This is a genomic window from Limnohabitans sp. 2KL-3 (genome assembly GCF_001269405.1).
GTDB lineage: Bacteria > Pseudomonadota > Gammaproteobacteria > Burkholderiales > Burkholderiaceae_C > Limnohabitans_A.
The window spans coordinates 19,215-33,399 of the sequence record NZ_CXON01000030.1; the positions used below are offsets into that span (position 1 = coordinate 19,215).

11 protein-coding genes are annotated in these 14,185 nt (G+C 62.6%); 2 read left to right on the plus strand and 9 right to left on the minus strand.

Translation table 11 applies throughout. The features are described 5' to 3' along the window. Positions 1-200: 200 nt before the first annotated feature. The gene (locus tag AMM41_RS20505) at positions 201-2,564 is read right to left on the minus strand and encodes a protein-disulfide reductase DsbD family protein (protein WP_228769383.1); all 2,364 of its coding nucleotides are present in this window, start codon (positions 2,562-2,564) and stop codon (positions 201-203) included. A gap of 99 nt (positions 2,565-2,663) precedes the next feature. Between AMM41_RS20505 and AMM41_RS20510 the strand changes: the two genes are divergently transcribed. Beyond that, positions 2,664-3,503, plus strand: a complete 840-nt coding sequence (locus AMM41_RS20510) for a creatininase family protein (protein WP_089963680.1) — start codon at positions 2,664-2,666, stop codon at positions 3,501-3,503. A gap of 18 nt (positions 3,504-3,521) precedes the next feature. On the opposite strand, the gene AMM41_RS20515 is transcribed toward AMM41_RS20510, so the two are convergent. From AMM41_RS20515 to AMM41_RS20545, 7 genes are all read right to left on the minus strand, one after another. After that, positions 3,522-4,691, minus strand: coding sequence for a hypothetical protein (locus tag AMM41_RS20515; protein ID WP_089963656.1), 1,170 nt, complete (start codon positions 4,689-4,691; stop codon positions 3,522-3,524). A gap of 76 nt (positions 4,692-4,767) precedes the next feature. Beyond that, positions 4,768-5,442, minus strand: coding sequence for a histidine phosphatase family protein (locus AMM41_RS20520; RefSeq protein ID WP_089963658.1), 675 nt, complete (start codon positions 5,440-5,442; stop codon positions 4,768-4,770). A gap of 99 nt (positions 5,443-5,541) precedes the next feature. Then, complete coding sequence (locus tag AMM41_RS20525; protein ID WP_089963660.1) at positions 5,542-6,510, minus strand: threonine dehydratase; 969 nt, start codon at positions 6,508-6,510, stop codon at positions 5,542-5,544. Positions 6,511-6,544: 34 nt separating this feature from the next. Next, positions 6,545-7,468: a PhzF family phenazine biosynthesis protein gene (locus tag AMM41_RS20530; protein WP_089963661.1), complete on the minus strand. Its 924-nt coding sequence runs from the start codon at positions 7,466-7,468 to the stop codon at positions 6,545-6,547. A gap of 23 nt (positions 7,469-7,491) precedes the next feature. Beyond that, entirely contained in the window at positions 7,492-8,676 is a 1,185-nt protein-coding gene (locus tag AMM41_RS20535) for an aminotransferase-like domain-containing protein (protein WP_089963664.1), read from the minus strand. Between the two features lie 21 nt (positions 8,677-8,697). Continuing rightward, complete coding sequence (locus AMM41_RS20540; RefSeq protein WP_089963666.1) at positions 8,698-9,627, minus strand: DMT family transporter; 930 nt, start codon at positions 9,625-9,627, stop codon at positions 8,698-8,700. A gap of 7 nt (positions 9,628-9,634) precedes the next feature. Next, positions 9,635-10,252, minus strand: a complete 618-nt coding sequence (locus AMM41_RS20545) for a LysE family translocator (RefSeq protein ID WP_089963668.1) — start codon at positions 10,250-10,252, stop codon at positions 9,635-9,637. Between the two features lie 112 nt (positions 10,253-10,364). Between AMM41_RS20545 and AMM41_RS20550 the strand changes: the two genes are divergently transcribed. Further along, positions 10,365-11,771 (plus strand): aminotransferase-like domain-containing protein, encoded by a 1,407-nt coding sequence (locus AMM41_RS20550; RefSeq protein ID WP_194944909.1) that lies wholly within the window; start codon positions 10,365-10,367, stop codon positions 11,769-11,771. Between the two features lie 12 nt (positions 11,772-11,783). Here AMM41_RS20550 and AMM41_RS20555 read toward each other — a convergent pair whose 3' ends face one another. Continuing rightward, complete coding sequence (locus tag AMM41_RS20555; RefSeq protein WP_089963671.1) at positions 11,784-13,703, minus strand: ATP-binding cassette domain-containing protein; 1,920 nt, start codon at positions 13,701-13,703, stop codon at positions 11,784-11,786. Between the last annotated feature and the right edge of the window lie 482 nt (positions 13,704-14,185).

Below are 14,185 nucleotides of genomic sequence, written 5' to 3' on the forward strand. Positions count from 1 at the left end.
GTGAAGTCTTCAAGGGTCCAAGATGTTGAAGGTCGGTGGCAACAGAGCCGATATAGGGTCGTGGTTGCGCCATCAATGTCGGCGCTGAAACTGTCGACCTGCAGGGGAGGCGCTGGTTTTCTCGTAGGTCGGTGGCTTTAGCCCCGACATGGGATCTGTGCAAGTGCCACCAAGGGTGTGAGGAGAAAAATTCTCCCGTTTCAAAGCGCAGACAGGGCTGCCTGAACCTCGGCCACGCTGGGCAGCTCCGACAAGAGCACGGGCGCACGGCCGGGGGCGTACAGCGCATAGACCGGCACGCCGCTGCGACCCAGTGCTATCAAGGCTTGCGTGATGGCCGGGTCGCGCCGCGTCCAGTCGGCCCGCATCAGCACCACTTGCCGTTCCGCAAAGTCGGCCAGTACGCGGCCATCGGTCAGCGTGGTTTTTTTGTTGTATTGGCAGGTCACGCACCAGGCGGCGGTGAAATCCACAAACACTGGGCGGCCTGCCGCCAGCTGGGCTTGCACGGCCGCTTCGGACCAAGGCTGCCAAGTGGAAGCGTTGGCGCGGGGCATGGCTCCGGGTGCAGCTTGGCTCGCGCTGGTGTTGCTGGCAAGTGGCTCAGCAGGCGTTTCACGCAAAGCCAGTGGCAACCAACTGCTGCCCAGCCACAGCAAGGCGGCCACGGCCAGACCACTCAAAACCCAACGCGTGCGGCCGCTCAAGCCCATGGCCCACACCAGCCAAGCGACCGTGAGCAACAAGGCCAGCAGGCTGCTCGCCCCGTCGATGCCGGTTTGTTGACCCAGCACCCAGAGCAGCCAAATGACGGTGGCAAACATCGGAAAAGCCATGGCTTGGCGGAAAGTTTCCATCCAGGCCCCGGGGCGCGGCAGAGCGCGGGCCATGCCCGGCCACCAACTGGCTGCGAGGTACGGCAAAGCCATGCCCACGCCCATGGCGGCAAACACCAGCAGGGCTTGCCACACGGGCAGCGCAATCGCCAGGCCCAAAGAGGCCCCCATGAAGGGCGCGGTGCAGGGCGAGGCCACCGCCACGGCCAACATGCCCGACAAACCGGCATTCACCGTCGGGTGGCGGCTTTGCAGCGTGGCCAGGCTGCTGGGCAGCATCTGCCCAAACTCGAAAACGCCCGCTAGGTTCAGGCCCAGCAGGGTGAACAAGAGCGCCAGGCCCGCCACCACCGGGGGCGACTGCAGTTGAAAGCCCCAGCCCAATTGTTCGCCTGCAGCCCGCAAGGCCAGCATCAGGCCGCCCAGCAGCATGAAGGACAGCACCACACCCACGGTGTAGGCCATGCCTGCTGCGCGGTGTTGGGCTTGCGAGGTGTCGGCTTGCGCAAAACCCATGACTTTGATGGCCAGCACGGGAAACACGCAGGGCATGAGGTTGAGCAAGAACCCGCCGACCAAGGCCCCCAAAACGGCCAGCGTCAGGCCCAGAGCGGTGGTGCTGGAGGCCGCTGGTTTTTGTGTGGCGTTGGCGTTGGCGTTGTCGGCCAGTGCTTTGGCTAAGGCGGGCGAAATCTCAGCGGGCGCGGCTTGGGCCAGCGCGGGCCAAGTGCCCTGCACGGGTGTTTCGATGTCAAAAGCTGGGGCTTTGGGGGCAGACTCGGGCCCCACCGCGATCACCCAGCGCATCGATGTCGGGCTGTCGCCACGTTCTTCAGACACCGGAATCTGGGCGCTCCAAACCGCGCCTTGCCAGCTTTGTGTCCAGTCTTTGCCCTGCACGGCCGCGTTGTGCACCACGTTGGGGGTGACCGGGAAGGCGCTCAAGGTCTGGCCGCGCCAGCCCACAGGCAGGCCGTGCACGCGCAGACTGATTTGTTTGGCGTCAGCGGACAAAGTGGCTTGGCCACCTGTGATCCAGGTGCCGCCTTGTTGCAGCTGAGGCAGGGCTTGGGGGCTGAGTTTTTGGGCTGTTTCAAACCCGGCCGCATCGGGTTTTTGTGGCGCGGCAGAGCTCAGCTGCAAGCTGAAACGGCCTTCTTGCGGGATGCATTCCTGGCGGCAGACCAGCCATTCGGCCTGCAAGCCCAGGGTCAGGGGTCCACTGTCCGGGAAGCGAAAGTCGGCCCCTACCGTCACGGGCACGGTCAGCAGCAAACGGCCTTCGTAGCCGTAGTTGGCCAAGGTGCCGATGGGGATTTTTTTGGGCAGCGGCCAGGCCATCTCACCCGCTTGCAAACCCGCAGGCAGCTGCCACTGCAGCCGCGTGGGCAAGCCCGAGTCGCCGGGGTTTTGCCAATAGGTGTGCCAGTGCGGCTGATGCTCGATCTGCAGGCCCAACCAAAACGTTTGCCCGGCGCGAATGCCCTCGGGGGCGTGCACCCGCAATTCGGCCCGTACTTGGTCGGTCTTGACCACATGACTGTTACCGCCGAGCAAGGCGGCCGTGCCCGGGGTGCTGGCCGTTACGGACTTGGACGAAAACAAGGGGCCGGTTTGTGCATGGCCGGGCAGCGGAGCCCACAAAAGGGTGCTCAGCCCCAGTCCCACCAGACCCACCCCCCAGCTTTGAACAGTGGCCCAGCCACGCGAGAACACCGAAACTTTCACGCCAATCCTTCTTTCTGACCCCCAACGCCTCGTGCGGGGGGCTCTTCATCACAATTCGAAAGGCACTGTACACGCCCGGGCTCCATTAAGATGCCCCACATGCAAAACCCTTCGCGTTTTTGGGCCGACTGGACCACCCTCGATTTTCAGGCCTTGACGCCAGGCCGGGCCATCGATCGGGCCATCGCCATCTTGCCCGTGGCGGCGACCGAGCAGCATGGCCCGCACCTGCCGCTCTCGGTCGACACCGATTTGGTCAACGGCGTGGTGGCCGCTTGCCTGCCGCAATTGCCTTCTGACTTGCCCGCTTTGTTTTTGCCCACCCAAACAGTGGGCCTGAGCCCTGAGCACGCGCGTTTTGCGGGCACTTTGACGCTCAAGGCCGAAACCGTGATCCGCCTGTGGACCGACATCGGCGAGTCGGTGGCGGCCAGTGGTGTGAAAAAGCTGGTCTTGCTCAATGCCCATGGCGGCCAAGTCAGTGTGATGGACATCGTGGCGCGGGATTTGAGGGCCCGGCTGGGCATGCTGGTCTACAGCGTGAGTTGGTTCAATTTGCCACTGCGCGACGCAGAAGGCGGGGATGTGAACGCCCTGTTCCCCCCCGAAGAGCACCGCTTTGGTGTGCACGCGGGCGACACCGAAACCTCGATGATGCTGGCGCTGCGCCCTGAGCGCGTGCGCATGGATTTGGCGCAAAACTTCCGCTCCACTTCGCAAGACCGCGCCGAGCGGTTCGACATATTGGGCAACGGCAAAAGCGCCAAGCTGGGCTGGCAAATGCAGGACTACAACCGCCACGGTGCAGCTGGGAATGCTTCAGCTGCCACCGCCGAAAAAGGCCAAGCTTTGCTGGATGCTTCGGGCCGGGCGCTGGCGCAGTTGTTGGGTGAAATAGACCGTTTGCCGCCCGACACGCTCACCGACCAGGTGGGCTGAGCCCACGCGGCCCCATCTTCAAAAGCTGGGCAGCACCAGGTCGCAGTGTTCGCGGCTCACGCTTTTGGGGTATTCACGGGTCGTGTCGATGCAGCCGCCTTCTGCATAAACACCTTTGGGGTCGCGCATGCGCAGCATGCGGTCCAGTACGCGGGCCCTGGCTTGCGGGTCGGCCTGGGTTTGCGCCACCAAGCGTTCCACCACCGTTTCGTCCATCTGCAGCTCGCCTTGGGCGTCGGTGTAGACGCCGTCTTTCCAATGGAAGATTTCAATGGCTTTGGACTCGAGGGTGAAAGGCGCGTCGCGCTTCCAGAAGTTGCTGAACAGGCCGCCGCCCATGTACATGACCCATGAGCCTTCGTAGCCGGTCACGTCGGAGGAGCGCTCGTCCGGGTTGCGAAACCACAGTCGGTCGCCCGGCACATAAAAATGGGCGGGCAAAGGGGTTTCCATGCTGCCGTACTCAATCAGAAACACCTCATGGAACTGGCCCGAGCGCACCGCGTGGCGTTCGTTGAGTTGCTGCAACTCGGCCAGCAAAGCGGGGTGGTGCGCCTGCAATTCTTGCGCAATGCCCAGCAAGATCACGTATTCGGTGGCGCGGTAGCACGAGAAGTCGTAGAGCTTGCCGGTGGCCTCGGGTTGCGTGGCGGCAATCAGGGCGTTGATCAAGGGGCGGCCCGGCTTGAGGATAAAGCCGGGATCTTCTTCGTAGTGCCAATCGGCTTCGGGGCGCTCGGCCGCTTCGGTTTTGAAGGCCAGCGCGGTCAATCGTGCGGCCAGGGCCATGTTGCGCCGCACCCGGATATGCGACTTCAGCGCTTCCAGATCACGGAATACGAAGCGGTGGGGCGAGCCCAGCAGGGCCACCCAGATTTCGCGCTCCAAGGCCCAGGCTTCATCGACGGGCTTGGCTTCTTGACAGGCCCCTAGGGTGCTGCAAAGGTTCAGGCTGTTGTGCCTGGGCATGTGGGTTTGCTGGAATTCGGGCCGCAAGCTGACCATGAGTGCCACTGTGCCATCTTCAAGGGGCAAACCCAGGGTCTGAACCGCCGACTCCAGGCCCCATTCCCGAAGGTCCGAGCTCAGTTGCACCGCCAGGCGATCGGCCTGATCGGCGGGAGTGCGGGTGAGCTCAATGCCGCCTTCCAAGGTATGAAGGGCAAGCCAGGCAGTCGAACAATTCATGTTGCCTATTTTGCCCTTGCAGTTGCAAGGTTTTTCCTAGGGATTACACCCAATTTTTGTATGGAAATTCACCGATTCAGGCAAAGGTGACCCAGTCTTTGTGTCCGTCGCTGTCCAGGTGCGGCAAGGTGTTGTAAGTCAGCAGCATGTGCCGCTTGGGGGTGAAGACGAACTCGGTCAGCGCCGTGTTGCGGATGCGCAGGTTCAGCTCGATGGTGGTTTCGGGCGGGGTGCCCAGCACGCGGCCCACTGCAGTCGAGATGGGGCCGCCGCTGGAGACGATCATCACGTCTCCTGTGTGTGACTGCCGCACATGGTCGAGCGCGGCTTCGATGCCGCCTACAAAGTCTGCATAGCTGGGCATGTCACGCGGCTGGGTGCGTCCGGCCATCCAGGCCTGCAGGGCGTCGCGCAACAGGCGAAAGTGGTGGCGGTACAGCTCGGGCGTGTCGGGTTTGGCCAGTGGCTCGGGGTGGATGGACTCGATCAGCGCGTGGCTGTCGTATTCGTTCAGACCCGGCCAAACGGCCGGGGTGTGCGGCAGGCCCGCGCCTTCGGCAATGCCTTCCCAGGTTTGGCGGTGGCGCTTCAAGCTGCCCATGAGCACTGCTTCGAGGGACTTGTCCTGCAGTTTGGGCCGCAGGTATTCACCCAGGCGCACGGCCTGCTGGCGGCCCAGTGGGCTGAGTTGGTCGTAGTCGTCGGCCCCGAACGAGGCTTGTCCGTGGCGGACTAAGTAAAGTGTTCCCATGACCGGGGATTCTGTGCGGGGAGGTCTGAAGGCTTTGTCCCACGAGCGACGGCCATCGATTGGCGTCGCCGTGGGTCGACTGCAGGTCTACCGCGGGTCTCAGAAGTGCTTGTTCAACACGCTGGAGAATATGTCGCTGTCCACATTCCCGCCGCACAGTGTGGTGCCGACCTGCAAGCCCTTGAGCTGGTCTTTGTCTGCCCAAGCGGCGGCAAAGCTGGCGGCACCCGCGCCTTCGGCCAGGTTGTGCGTGTCGGTGTACAGGTCGCGCATGGCCTGTGCGACTTGCGCGTCGTTGACCTGAACCACACGGTCCAGCCCTGCTTGCAGGATGGCCAGGGCCTGCGGGTCGGCGCGGCGCACGGCCATGCCATCGGCCAGCGTGGTGCTGACCGGTGCTTCCACCACGCAACCGGCCGCCATCGAGTCGGCGTAGGTGGTGGCGTGGGCACTCACGACGCCGACGACCTTGACGGCGTGCCCCAAGGCCTGTTTGGCCGCCAAGGCGGCGCAGGCCCCAGAGCCCAGTCCAATCGGCACATACAGCACGTCGAGTGCCGGGACGGCCCGCAAAAATTCGACCCATGCGGTCGCCACGCCGACAACCAGAGCCGGGTGGTAGCTGGGAACCATGTGGGCCCCGCGTTCTGTGGCGAGGGCTTGGGCGTGCTCGCGGGCGTCCTGGAAGTCGTCACCATGCTCCAGCAAATGAGCGCCCAAGGCCCGCATGGCGGTGTTTTTTTCGATGGAGTTGCCGCGCGGGACCACGATGGTGCACGCGACACCGTGCCGCGCTGCGGCATAGGCAATGCTTTGGCCGTGGTTGCCCCGGGTGGCGCTGATGACTTCTTGCGGCAAACGCTGGGTGCTGCGCAGGTGCTCGAAATACGTCAACCCACCCCGGACCTTGAACGCCCCGACTGGTGTGTGGTTCTCGTGCTTGACCCAGCAGTCGGTGCCCAGCCGTTGACTGAGCGTGGCCCAGCGGTATTGCGGCGTGGGGCCAAAGGCCGCGTAAACGGTTTTGGCAGCGGCTTCGATCTGTGAAAGCGTGGGCAGGTCGGTCATGGTCTTTTCAGGGTCAAGTGACATCAAGTGCCCATCAGAGCGTGACCAGGCCTTGGATGCAGCCCACCACATCGCCGCCTACCCAGACTTGGCCGCTTTCGTCTTGTGACAAAAACACCTGACCTGCGCGGCCCAGCGCGGTGCCCTGGCGGGCGCTGTAGCGGGTGGGCATGTGGCCTTCGGCCATCAGCCATTGGGCCAGCGACGCATTGAGGCTGCCGGTGACCGGGTCTTCGGCGATGCCCACTGGAGCGGCAAAAGCGCGCACTTCCAGATCGGTGGGGTCGTTGGCCATGCGGGTGGACGGCGCAAAGGCGCGAGCCTCGCGGTTGGCGCGGCGGATCAGACTGCCTGCGCTGACCTGTCTTTTGGCTGCTACACCAACCTTGGTGTTCAGGCGTTTGAGTGCTGCGTGGTCAGGTTCCAGCGATAGCAGGCTGTCCACCGAGTCGATCAAAATGCCCAGCCAGTGCGGGCCATTGTTCAAGTCTTGTGCGGCCAGCACCTCGTTGGCGTGCAGGCCCAGCGCCACCAGCACCTCGGCAAGCAGGGCTGGCGCTGGGGTCTGGCGCTGCAAAGGCGGGGCGGCAAAAGCCCAGCGGCCATCAACCGATTTCAAGCTCACCAAACCCACACCACATTCCTGCACAAGTTGGCCACTTTGCCGGGGCTGGCCACCGGCTTGAAGCCAAGCGTGGGCCGTGCCCAGTGTCGGGTGGCCCGCAAACGGCAGCTCAGCGCCGGGAGTGAAGATGCGTACCCGGTAATCGGCCCCGCCCGCAGCCCCTTCAGGCGTGGGCGGCAGCACAAAGGTGGTTTCGCTCAGCTGCGTCCAGCGGGCAAAGGCCTGCATTTGCGCGTCAGACAGGCCATCGCCGTCCAGCACCACGGCCAGCGGGTTGCCCAGAAAGGCCGTGTCGGTGAAGACGTCGACTTGTTGGAATGCGCGGGTTTTCATGGCGGTGTCCAGAGGCAGGTTGATCAGAGCGACTCGCGGATCGCTGCCGCCAATGCGCTCATGCCGGTGTTGATTTGGTCCACCGTGGCGGTCACGAAGGACAGGCGCAGGGTGCTTTCGTCCGCACCTTCGGCGTAAAAAGCCGAGCCGGGCACAAAGGCAACGCCTTTTTCCACGGCTTTGTCCAGCAAAGGAATCGCCTTGAGGCCCTGGGGCAGTTGCACCCACAGGAACATGCCGCCCACCGGGCGGTTCCAGGTGAGGCCCAGGCCCGCCATTTCGCGGTCCAGTGCGGCCAGCATGGCTTCACACTGCTGTTTGTACAGGGCTCGGATGGTGGGCACATGGCGCTCGATGAAGCCGTCTTTGAGCACTTCAGCGACCACGCGCTGGTTGAAGCTGGGCGTGTGCAGGTCGGCCGCTTGCTTGGCTTGCAGCAGCTTGGGGTAGAGCGCTGGGGGCGCGACCAAATAACCCAAACGCAGGCCAGGGGCCAGGATTTTGGAGAAAGAACCCAAGTAAACGCTGCCTTCGGGATGGCGCGAGCTCAGCGAGGGTGCGGGCGGCGCGTCAAACCAGAGGTCGCCGTAGGGGTTGTCTTCGATGATCGGCAAGCCAGTCTCGACAGCCACTTGGGCCACGGCGGCGCGGCGTTCTTCGGTCATGGTGCGGCCGGTGGGGTTCTGGAAGTTGGGCAGCAGGTACACAAAGCGAGCTTTGTCTGCGCCAGTACCCACTTTCGCGCGCAGGTCGGCGGCATCCACGCCATGGTCGTCGCTGCTCACGCCGACGGCCACAGGCTCCATCGGGGTGAAGGCTTGTAGTGCGCCCAGATAAGTAGGGGTCTCCACCAAGATACGGCTGCCCGCATCGATCAGGATCTTGGCCACCAGGTCAAGGCCTTGCTGGCTGCCGGTGGTGATCAGCACTTGGTCGGGGCTGACCTTCATGCCTTGCTTGAGCAGGTCTTGGGCGACCCATTCGCGCAAGGGGGCGTAGCCTTCGCTGGCGGCGTATTGCAAGGCGGCTTTGCCGTCATCACTCAGCACGCGTTCGCTGGCTTCGCGCATGGCATCGATCGGGAAGGTCTGCGGCGAGGGCAGGCCACCCGCAAAGCTGATGATGCCGGGTTTTTCGGTGACTTTGAGGATCTCGCGGATCACCGAGGGGTTCATTTTTTCGGCGCGTTGGGCCAGTTTCCAGTTCATGTTGTGCTCCGTGTTGTGTGTTTATCGGGGGTTTGGGGCGTTCGCCATGCGTCGCCCCAAAAAAACGGTGGCCACCACCAGCAGGGCAAAACCCAGGGTCATGGCATCCAGTGATTCTCCCAGCAAAGGTATGGCTGCCAAGATGGTGATGAACGGTTGCAGCAATTGCAACTGGCTCACCCGCAGCGGGCCGCCCAGCGACAGGCCGCGAAACCAGGCAAAAAAACCTGCCCACATGGAGAACACGCCCACATAAATCAGGGCCAGCCACGATGTTGGCGCAATAGCGTGTTCGGGCCAGGTGAGCCAGGCTCCGGGCAGCGTGATGGGCAAGGCCATGACACACACCCAACTGATGACTTTTTCTGCGCCCAAGCTGGCCGTGACTTTGGCCCCGGCCACATAACCCAGCGAAGCGGCCAGCACAGCACCCACCAGCAGGGTGTCGGCCCAGGTCAAGCCAAAGCCCTGCGCCACACCATTGTCCATTTGTGATGCTCGCAGCAGGCTGTAGACCGCCACCAAGGCGCTGCCCAAAGCGGCAAACACCCAAAACCCGAGGCGGGCGCGTTGGTGCATGAGCCAAGCGGCCGCCGCCGCCGTGGCCAATGGCAGCAAAGAGGTGATCACGGCGGCGTGGCTGGCCGTGACATGGCGCAGCGCCCAGCCCAACAGCAAGGGGTAACCGATCACATTGCCCAACAGCGAGAGCAGCAAAGGGCCGCGCTGGGAAGGCGTGGGAAGCGGTGCACGCACGGCCAACAGGTAAACGAGCGACAAGCCCCCGGCCAGCGCCGCACGCGCCCAAGTGACAAACCAGGGCGACATTTGTGGTGCATCCACCGTGCCCGTGGCCAGGCGCGTCATGGGCAAGGTGAGTCCAAAAATGAACACGCCCAGAAGCCCCAGCCAAAGGCCCAGGTTCTCACGCTGTTGAGGGGTGTTGTTCATGCGGGCATCAAGCTGCGCTTTGGCGCAAGCCGTTCAAAATCCACAAAACCGTGGCCACCAGGGCCACCGACATGCAGCGGTTGAACATCAGCAAGCGGCGGCCGTGCGCCAGCCAGTGGCGCAGCATCGAGCCGGCCACTGCGTAGGTCAGGTTGCTGAAAAAGCCATAGGCCACCATGATGGGCAGCAGCACCAGCGTGCGGGCCGTGGCGTCTTCGCGCCCGGCCACCCAACCCGCCACGATGGCCAAGGCCAGCATCCAGGCCTTGATGTTGAGGAACTGCAGGCCCACGCCTTGTACAAAGCCCACCTGCAGTTTGGCGCTGTCGGCCTGCTGCAAGCTGCCGCTCTGCCACAAACGCGAGGCCAGCCACAGCAAATAACCCGTGCCCAGCGTCACGATGCCCCAGCGCAAAGGGGGAAAGGCCACCACCAAACCGCCCAAGCCCGTGGCGCACAGCACGAACAAAATGCCCCAGCCCACTGGCACCGCGCACACAAAGCGCATCGCCTGGCGCAGGCCGTGGTTGGCGGCCATGGCGGTCGACAAGGTGGTGTTGGGCCCGGGAGTGAAGCTGCTCACGGTGGCGAGCACCAAAAGGGCGCTGAGTTCTGAAGCGGTCATGGTGATGAATGTAGTGCTGAAATGAGTACAGTATCGGTACAGTTTGCAAGATCATTTTGAAAACTGTACTGACCCGCCTGACCGCACACTTGTTTGAATGCCGCCCATGTCTTTGCTCAGCCGTGAATCCACCCAACCCCTGACCGAGCAGCTCGCGCAGCGCTTTGTGACGCGCATGCGTGACCAGTTGTGGGTCTCGGGGGCGCGTTTGCCTTCGGTGCGGCAATGCGCCCAAATGCATGGCGTGAGTGCCTCCACCGTGGTGGCTGCCTACGATTGGTTGGTGGCGCAGGGTTGGGTGGAGGCCCGACCAAACCGGGGCTTTTTTGTGCGCGACCGGGTGCAGCGCACACCGCCTTCACCCATTGCGGCCGGGGGCGTTGTGCCCAGCCCGCCGCCTGTGAATGCCGCAAGCTTGATTCGCGGCATGTTCCACCAGCCCAGCGCCGAGCCGCAACCGGGCATGGGCGTGTTTCCTGCGGATTGGTTGGATGCCGATTTCTTGTCGGCGGCTTTGCGCAAGGTGGTGACCAGTCCGGCTTTGCGCGAGTCGTCCTTGCGCTATGGCGAGCCACAAGGGGACACCGGTTTGCGCGAAGCCCTCTCGTCCAAGCTGGCCAGCATGGGTTTGCACGCCGCGCCAGACCAGCTCATCACCACCGTGGGGGCCACGCATGCGCTGGACATCATCAGCCGCACCTTGTTGCGCCCGGGCGACTGCGTCATGGTGGAAGAGCCGGGTTGGGCCATTGAATTTGCCCGCTTGCAAAACCTGGGTGCGCGCATCTTGCCTGTGCCGCGTCTGGAGACGGGGCCAGATTTGGACGTGGTGGAGCGCTATGCCCAGTTGCACGCGCCCAAGATGATGGTCAGTGTGTCGGTCTTGCACAACCCCACGGGCTACGGTTTGTCCATGCCCGTGGCGCACCAGTTGGTGAACTTGGCGCACCGCTACAACTTTCATGTGGTGGAAGACGACACCTACGGGCACATGGCCCCGGCGCATGCGGTGCGCTTGTCGGTGCTCGACGGTTTGCAGAAAACCATTTACGTCAGCGGTTACGCCAAGATCCTCGCGCCCAGTTGGCGTGTGGGCTACATGGCCGCGCCAGCCGACTTGAAAGATGCGTTCTTGGACACCAAGCTCCTGTCCACGCTCACCACCCCGGTGCTGTTTGAAAAGGCGCTGGCGCTGTGCCTGGAGCAAGGCGCGATTCGGCGGCACACCGAACGCTTGTCGCAACTGCTGGACGCCGCCCGCAGTCGCAGTGTGAAGCTGGCGCTGGCGCACGGTTGTCAGTTCGTGGCACCGCCTCAGGGCCTGTTTGGTTGGGTGGATGTGGGGGTGGACACCGATCTGCTCGCGCTGCGCATGCACGATGCCGGGTACCTGTTGGCACCCGGCTCTTTGTTCCATGCCGACCGCAGGCCAGGTTCCTTGATGCGGGTGAACTTTGCCAGCACCCAACAGGAACCGTTCTGGCGAGCTCTGGCCAAGACCCGCGCCGAACTGTTGTGAGCGCAGCAGTGCTCAGCGGGCTGACAAAATTTCCCAGCGCTCCATGGCCGCCAGCAACACATCGTCGATTTCGGCATCGCGCTTGAACAGCTTTTGTGCCAAGCCCGGGTCGCGTTGGTAAATGCTGCCGTCCGCCAGTTGCGCACGGGCTGAGGCCTGCTCTTTTTCCAGCGCTTCGATTTTGGCGGGCAGCTCGGCCAGCTCGCGCTGCTCTTTGTAGCTGAGCTTGCTGCGGGCCGCAGCGGCCGGGGCGGCAGCCGGGGCGGCAGCCGTCGTGTCAGGGGCTACCGTGGCCGCTGGCGTTGAGCCACTTCGCTGAGCAGCCTGTGCCCGAATGGCCTGAGCGCGTTGTGATTGCACCAGCCAGTCCTGCACCGATCCCTCGTATTCGCGCCAGAAACCAGGTTGGTCCGGGGCGCTTTCGCAGGCGATGATGCCGGTGACCACGTTGTCCATGAAGGCGCGGTCGTGGCTGACCAGGAACACCGTGCCTTCGTAAGTCTGCAGCAGCTCTTCCAGCAACTCCAGGGTTTCGATGTCCAGATCGTTGGTCGGTTCGTCCAACACCAGCACGTTGGCGGGGCGTGCAAACAAACGCGCCAGCAACAGTCGGTTGCGCTCGCCCCCTGACAAAGAACGCACGGGCGAGGTGCCGCGTGCGGGCGAGAACAGAAAGTCGCCCAAGTAGCTTTTGACGTGCTGGCGTTTGTTGCCAATCTCGATCCATTCGCTGCCGGGGCTGATGAAGTCTTCCAGCGTCGCGTCCAGGTCCAGTGCGTCGCGCATCTGGTCAAAGTAGGCCACTTCCAGCTTGGTGCCGCGACGCACTTCGCCGCTGTCGGCTTCGAGCTCGCCCAGAATCAGTTTGAGCAGCGTAGTCTTTCCCGCGCCGTTGGGGCCCAGCAGACCAATCTTGTCGCCACGCAGCAAAGTGCCGGTGAACTTCTGGATGATGGTGCGAACCGAGCCGTCCGGCTGGGTGAAGCTCTTGCTCACGTCCGTCAATTCGGCCACCAGCTTGCCGCTGGGCACGCCCGAGGCGACTTCCATTTTCACGTTGCCGACCTTTTCACGGCGGGCAGCGCGTTCACTGCGCAGGTTTTGCAGGCGCGTGATGCGGCTTTGGCTGCGGGTGCGACGCGCTTCCACACCTTTGCGAATCCACACCTCCTCTTGGGCGAGCAGCTTGTCGGCTTTGGCCTGAATCACGGCTTCTTGCGCGAGCTGCTCTTCCTTTTGAACCTGGTAAGCGGCGTAGTTGCCCGGGTAGGGGCGCAGCTTGCCCCGGTCCAGTTCGACAATGCGCGTGGCAATACGGTCCAGAAACGCCCGGTCGTGTGTGATGGCGATCACGCTGCCTTTGAAGTCAATCAGCAGGTCCTCCAGCCAGGTGATGGCGTTCAGGTCCAAGTGGTTGGTGGGCTCATCTAACAAGAGCACATCAGGACGGGTCACCAAAGCCTGGGCCAATGCCACCCGCTTGCGCATACCGCCAGACAGCGATTGCACAATGGCGTTCGGGTCCAGCTTCAGGCGTTGCAGGGTTTCCTCCAGGCGTTGCTCCCAGCCCCAGCCGTCGCGCGATTCGATCAGTCCTTGCAGGGTGTCCAGATCTCCGCGGCTGTGCGTGTAATCGTCGATCCACTGCACCACTTCGGCCAGCCCCTCACGAACCGACTCAAAAATGGTGTGCTCGGGGACCAACACGGGTTCTTGCGCGACGTAAGCGATGCGAACGCCTTGTTGTATGTGCAGCGCGCCGTCATCCGGCCGCTCCATCCCGGCCAAAATTTTGAGCAGAGACGATTTGCCTGTGCCGTTGCGACCGATCAAGCCGATGCGCTCAGATGTCTCCAGGGAGAAGTCTGCGTGATCGAGGAGTGCGACATGACCAAAAGCCAGAGACGCGTTCAATAGAGTGAGTAAAGCCATAGGCCCATTATCCGGGTGGGGCCAGCAAAAAAATGCTCAACGAAGACAAAAAACCCACCAAGGTCGAAAAATCTGTGCCATAATCGAGGGCTTCGCTGCACACAAGTGAGGTTTTCGAAAGAAGCCAAGCAAATGCAACGAGGGGTTGGCGAAACAAACTTGGTGATCAAGAAAAATTTCAAAAACTTGACGCAGCAATAAGACTGCGTAGTCATGCAAGGCTTCGCTGATCGCAGTGAGGCAAGATAAGGTGATGAGAGTTGCCTGGGTTCTTTAAAAATATACAGCCGATAAGCGTGGGCGTTTGATGGTGATTGCCAAGTTCTTCGGAACTTAGCTTTAATTAGCTAACAAACGCTCATGAAGTAAAAAAGATGTGGATATCAGAGATGATGTTCGCGTCGATTCCAATTTATGAGTTGGTCGAAAGACCGAAAAAAATCAAGATCGAACTATAGAGTTTGAGACTGGTTAAGATTGAA

Bases quoted from the DNA above. Each gene is read 5' to 3' on its own strand.
- AMM41_RS20545 (WP_089963668.1), bottom strand. From the start codon at position 10,252: ATGACCGCTTCAGAACTCAGCGCCCTTTTGGTGCTCGCCACCGTGAGC.
- AMM41_RS20520 (WP_089963658.1), bottom strand. From the start codon at position 5,442: ATGGGAACACTTTACTTAGTCCGCCACGGACAAGCCTCGTTCGGGGCC.
- AMM41_RS20525 (WP_089963660.1), bottom strand. From the start codon at position 6,510: ATGACCGACCTGCCCACGCTTTCACAGATCGAAGCCGCTGCCAAAACC.
- AMM41_RS20530 (WP_089963661.1), bottom strand. From the start codon at position 7,468: ATGAAAACCCGCGCATTCCAACAAGTCGACGTCTTCACCGACACGGCC.
- AMM41_RS20515 (WP_089963656.1), bottom strand. From the start codon at position 4,691: ATGAATTGTTCGACTGCCTGGCTTGCCCTTCATACCTTGGAAGGCGGC.
- AMM41_RS20555 (WP_089963671.1), bottom strand. From the start codon at position 13,703: ATGGCTTTACTCACTCTATTGAACGCGTCTCTGGCTTTTGGTCATGTC.
- AMM41_RS20535 (WP_089963664.1), bottom strand. From the start codon at position 8,676: ATGAACTGGAAACTGGCCCAACGCGCCGAAAAAATGAACCCCTCGGTG.
- AMM41_RS20510 (WP_089963680.1), top strand. From the start codon at position 2,664: ATGCAAAACCCTTCGCGTTTTTGGGCCGACTGGACCACCCTCGATTTT.
- AMM41_RS20540 (WP_089963666.1), bottom strand. From the start codon at position 9,627: ATGAACAACACCCCTCAACAGCGTGAGAACCTGGGCCTTTGGCTGGGG.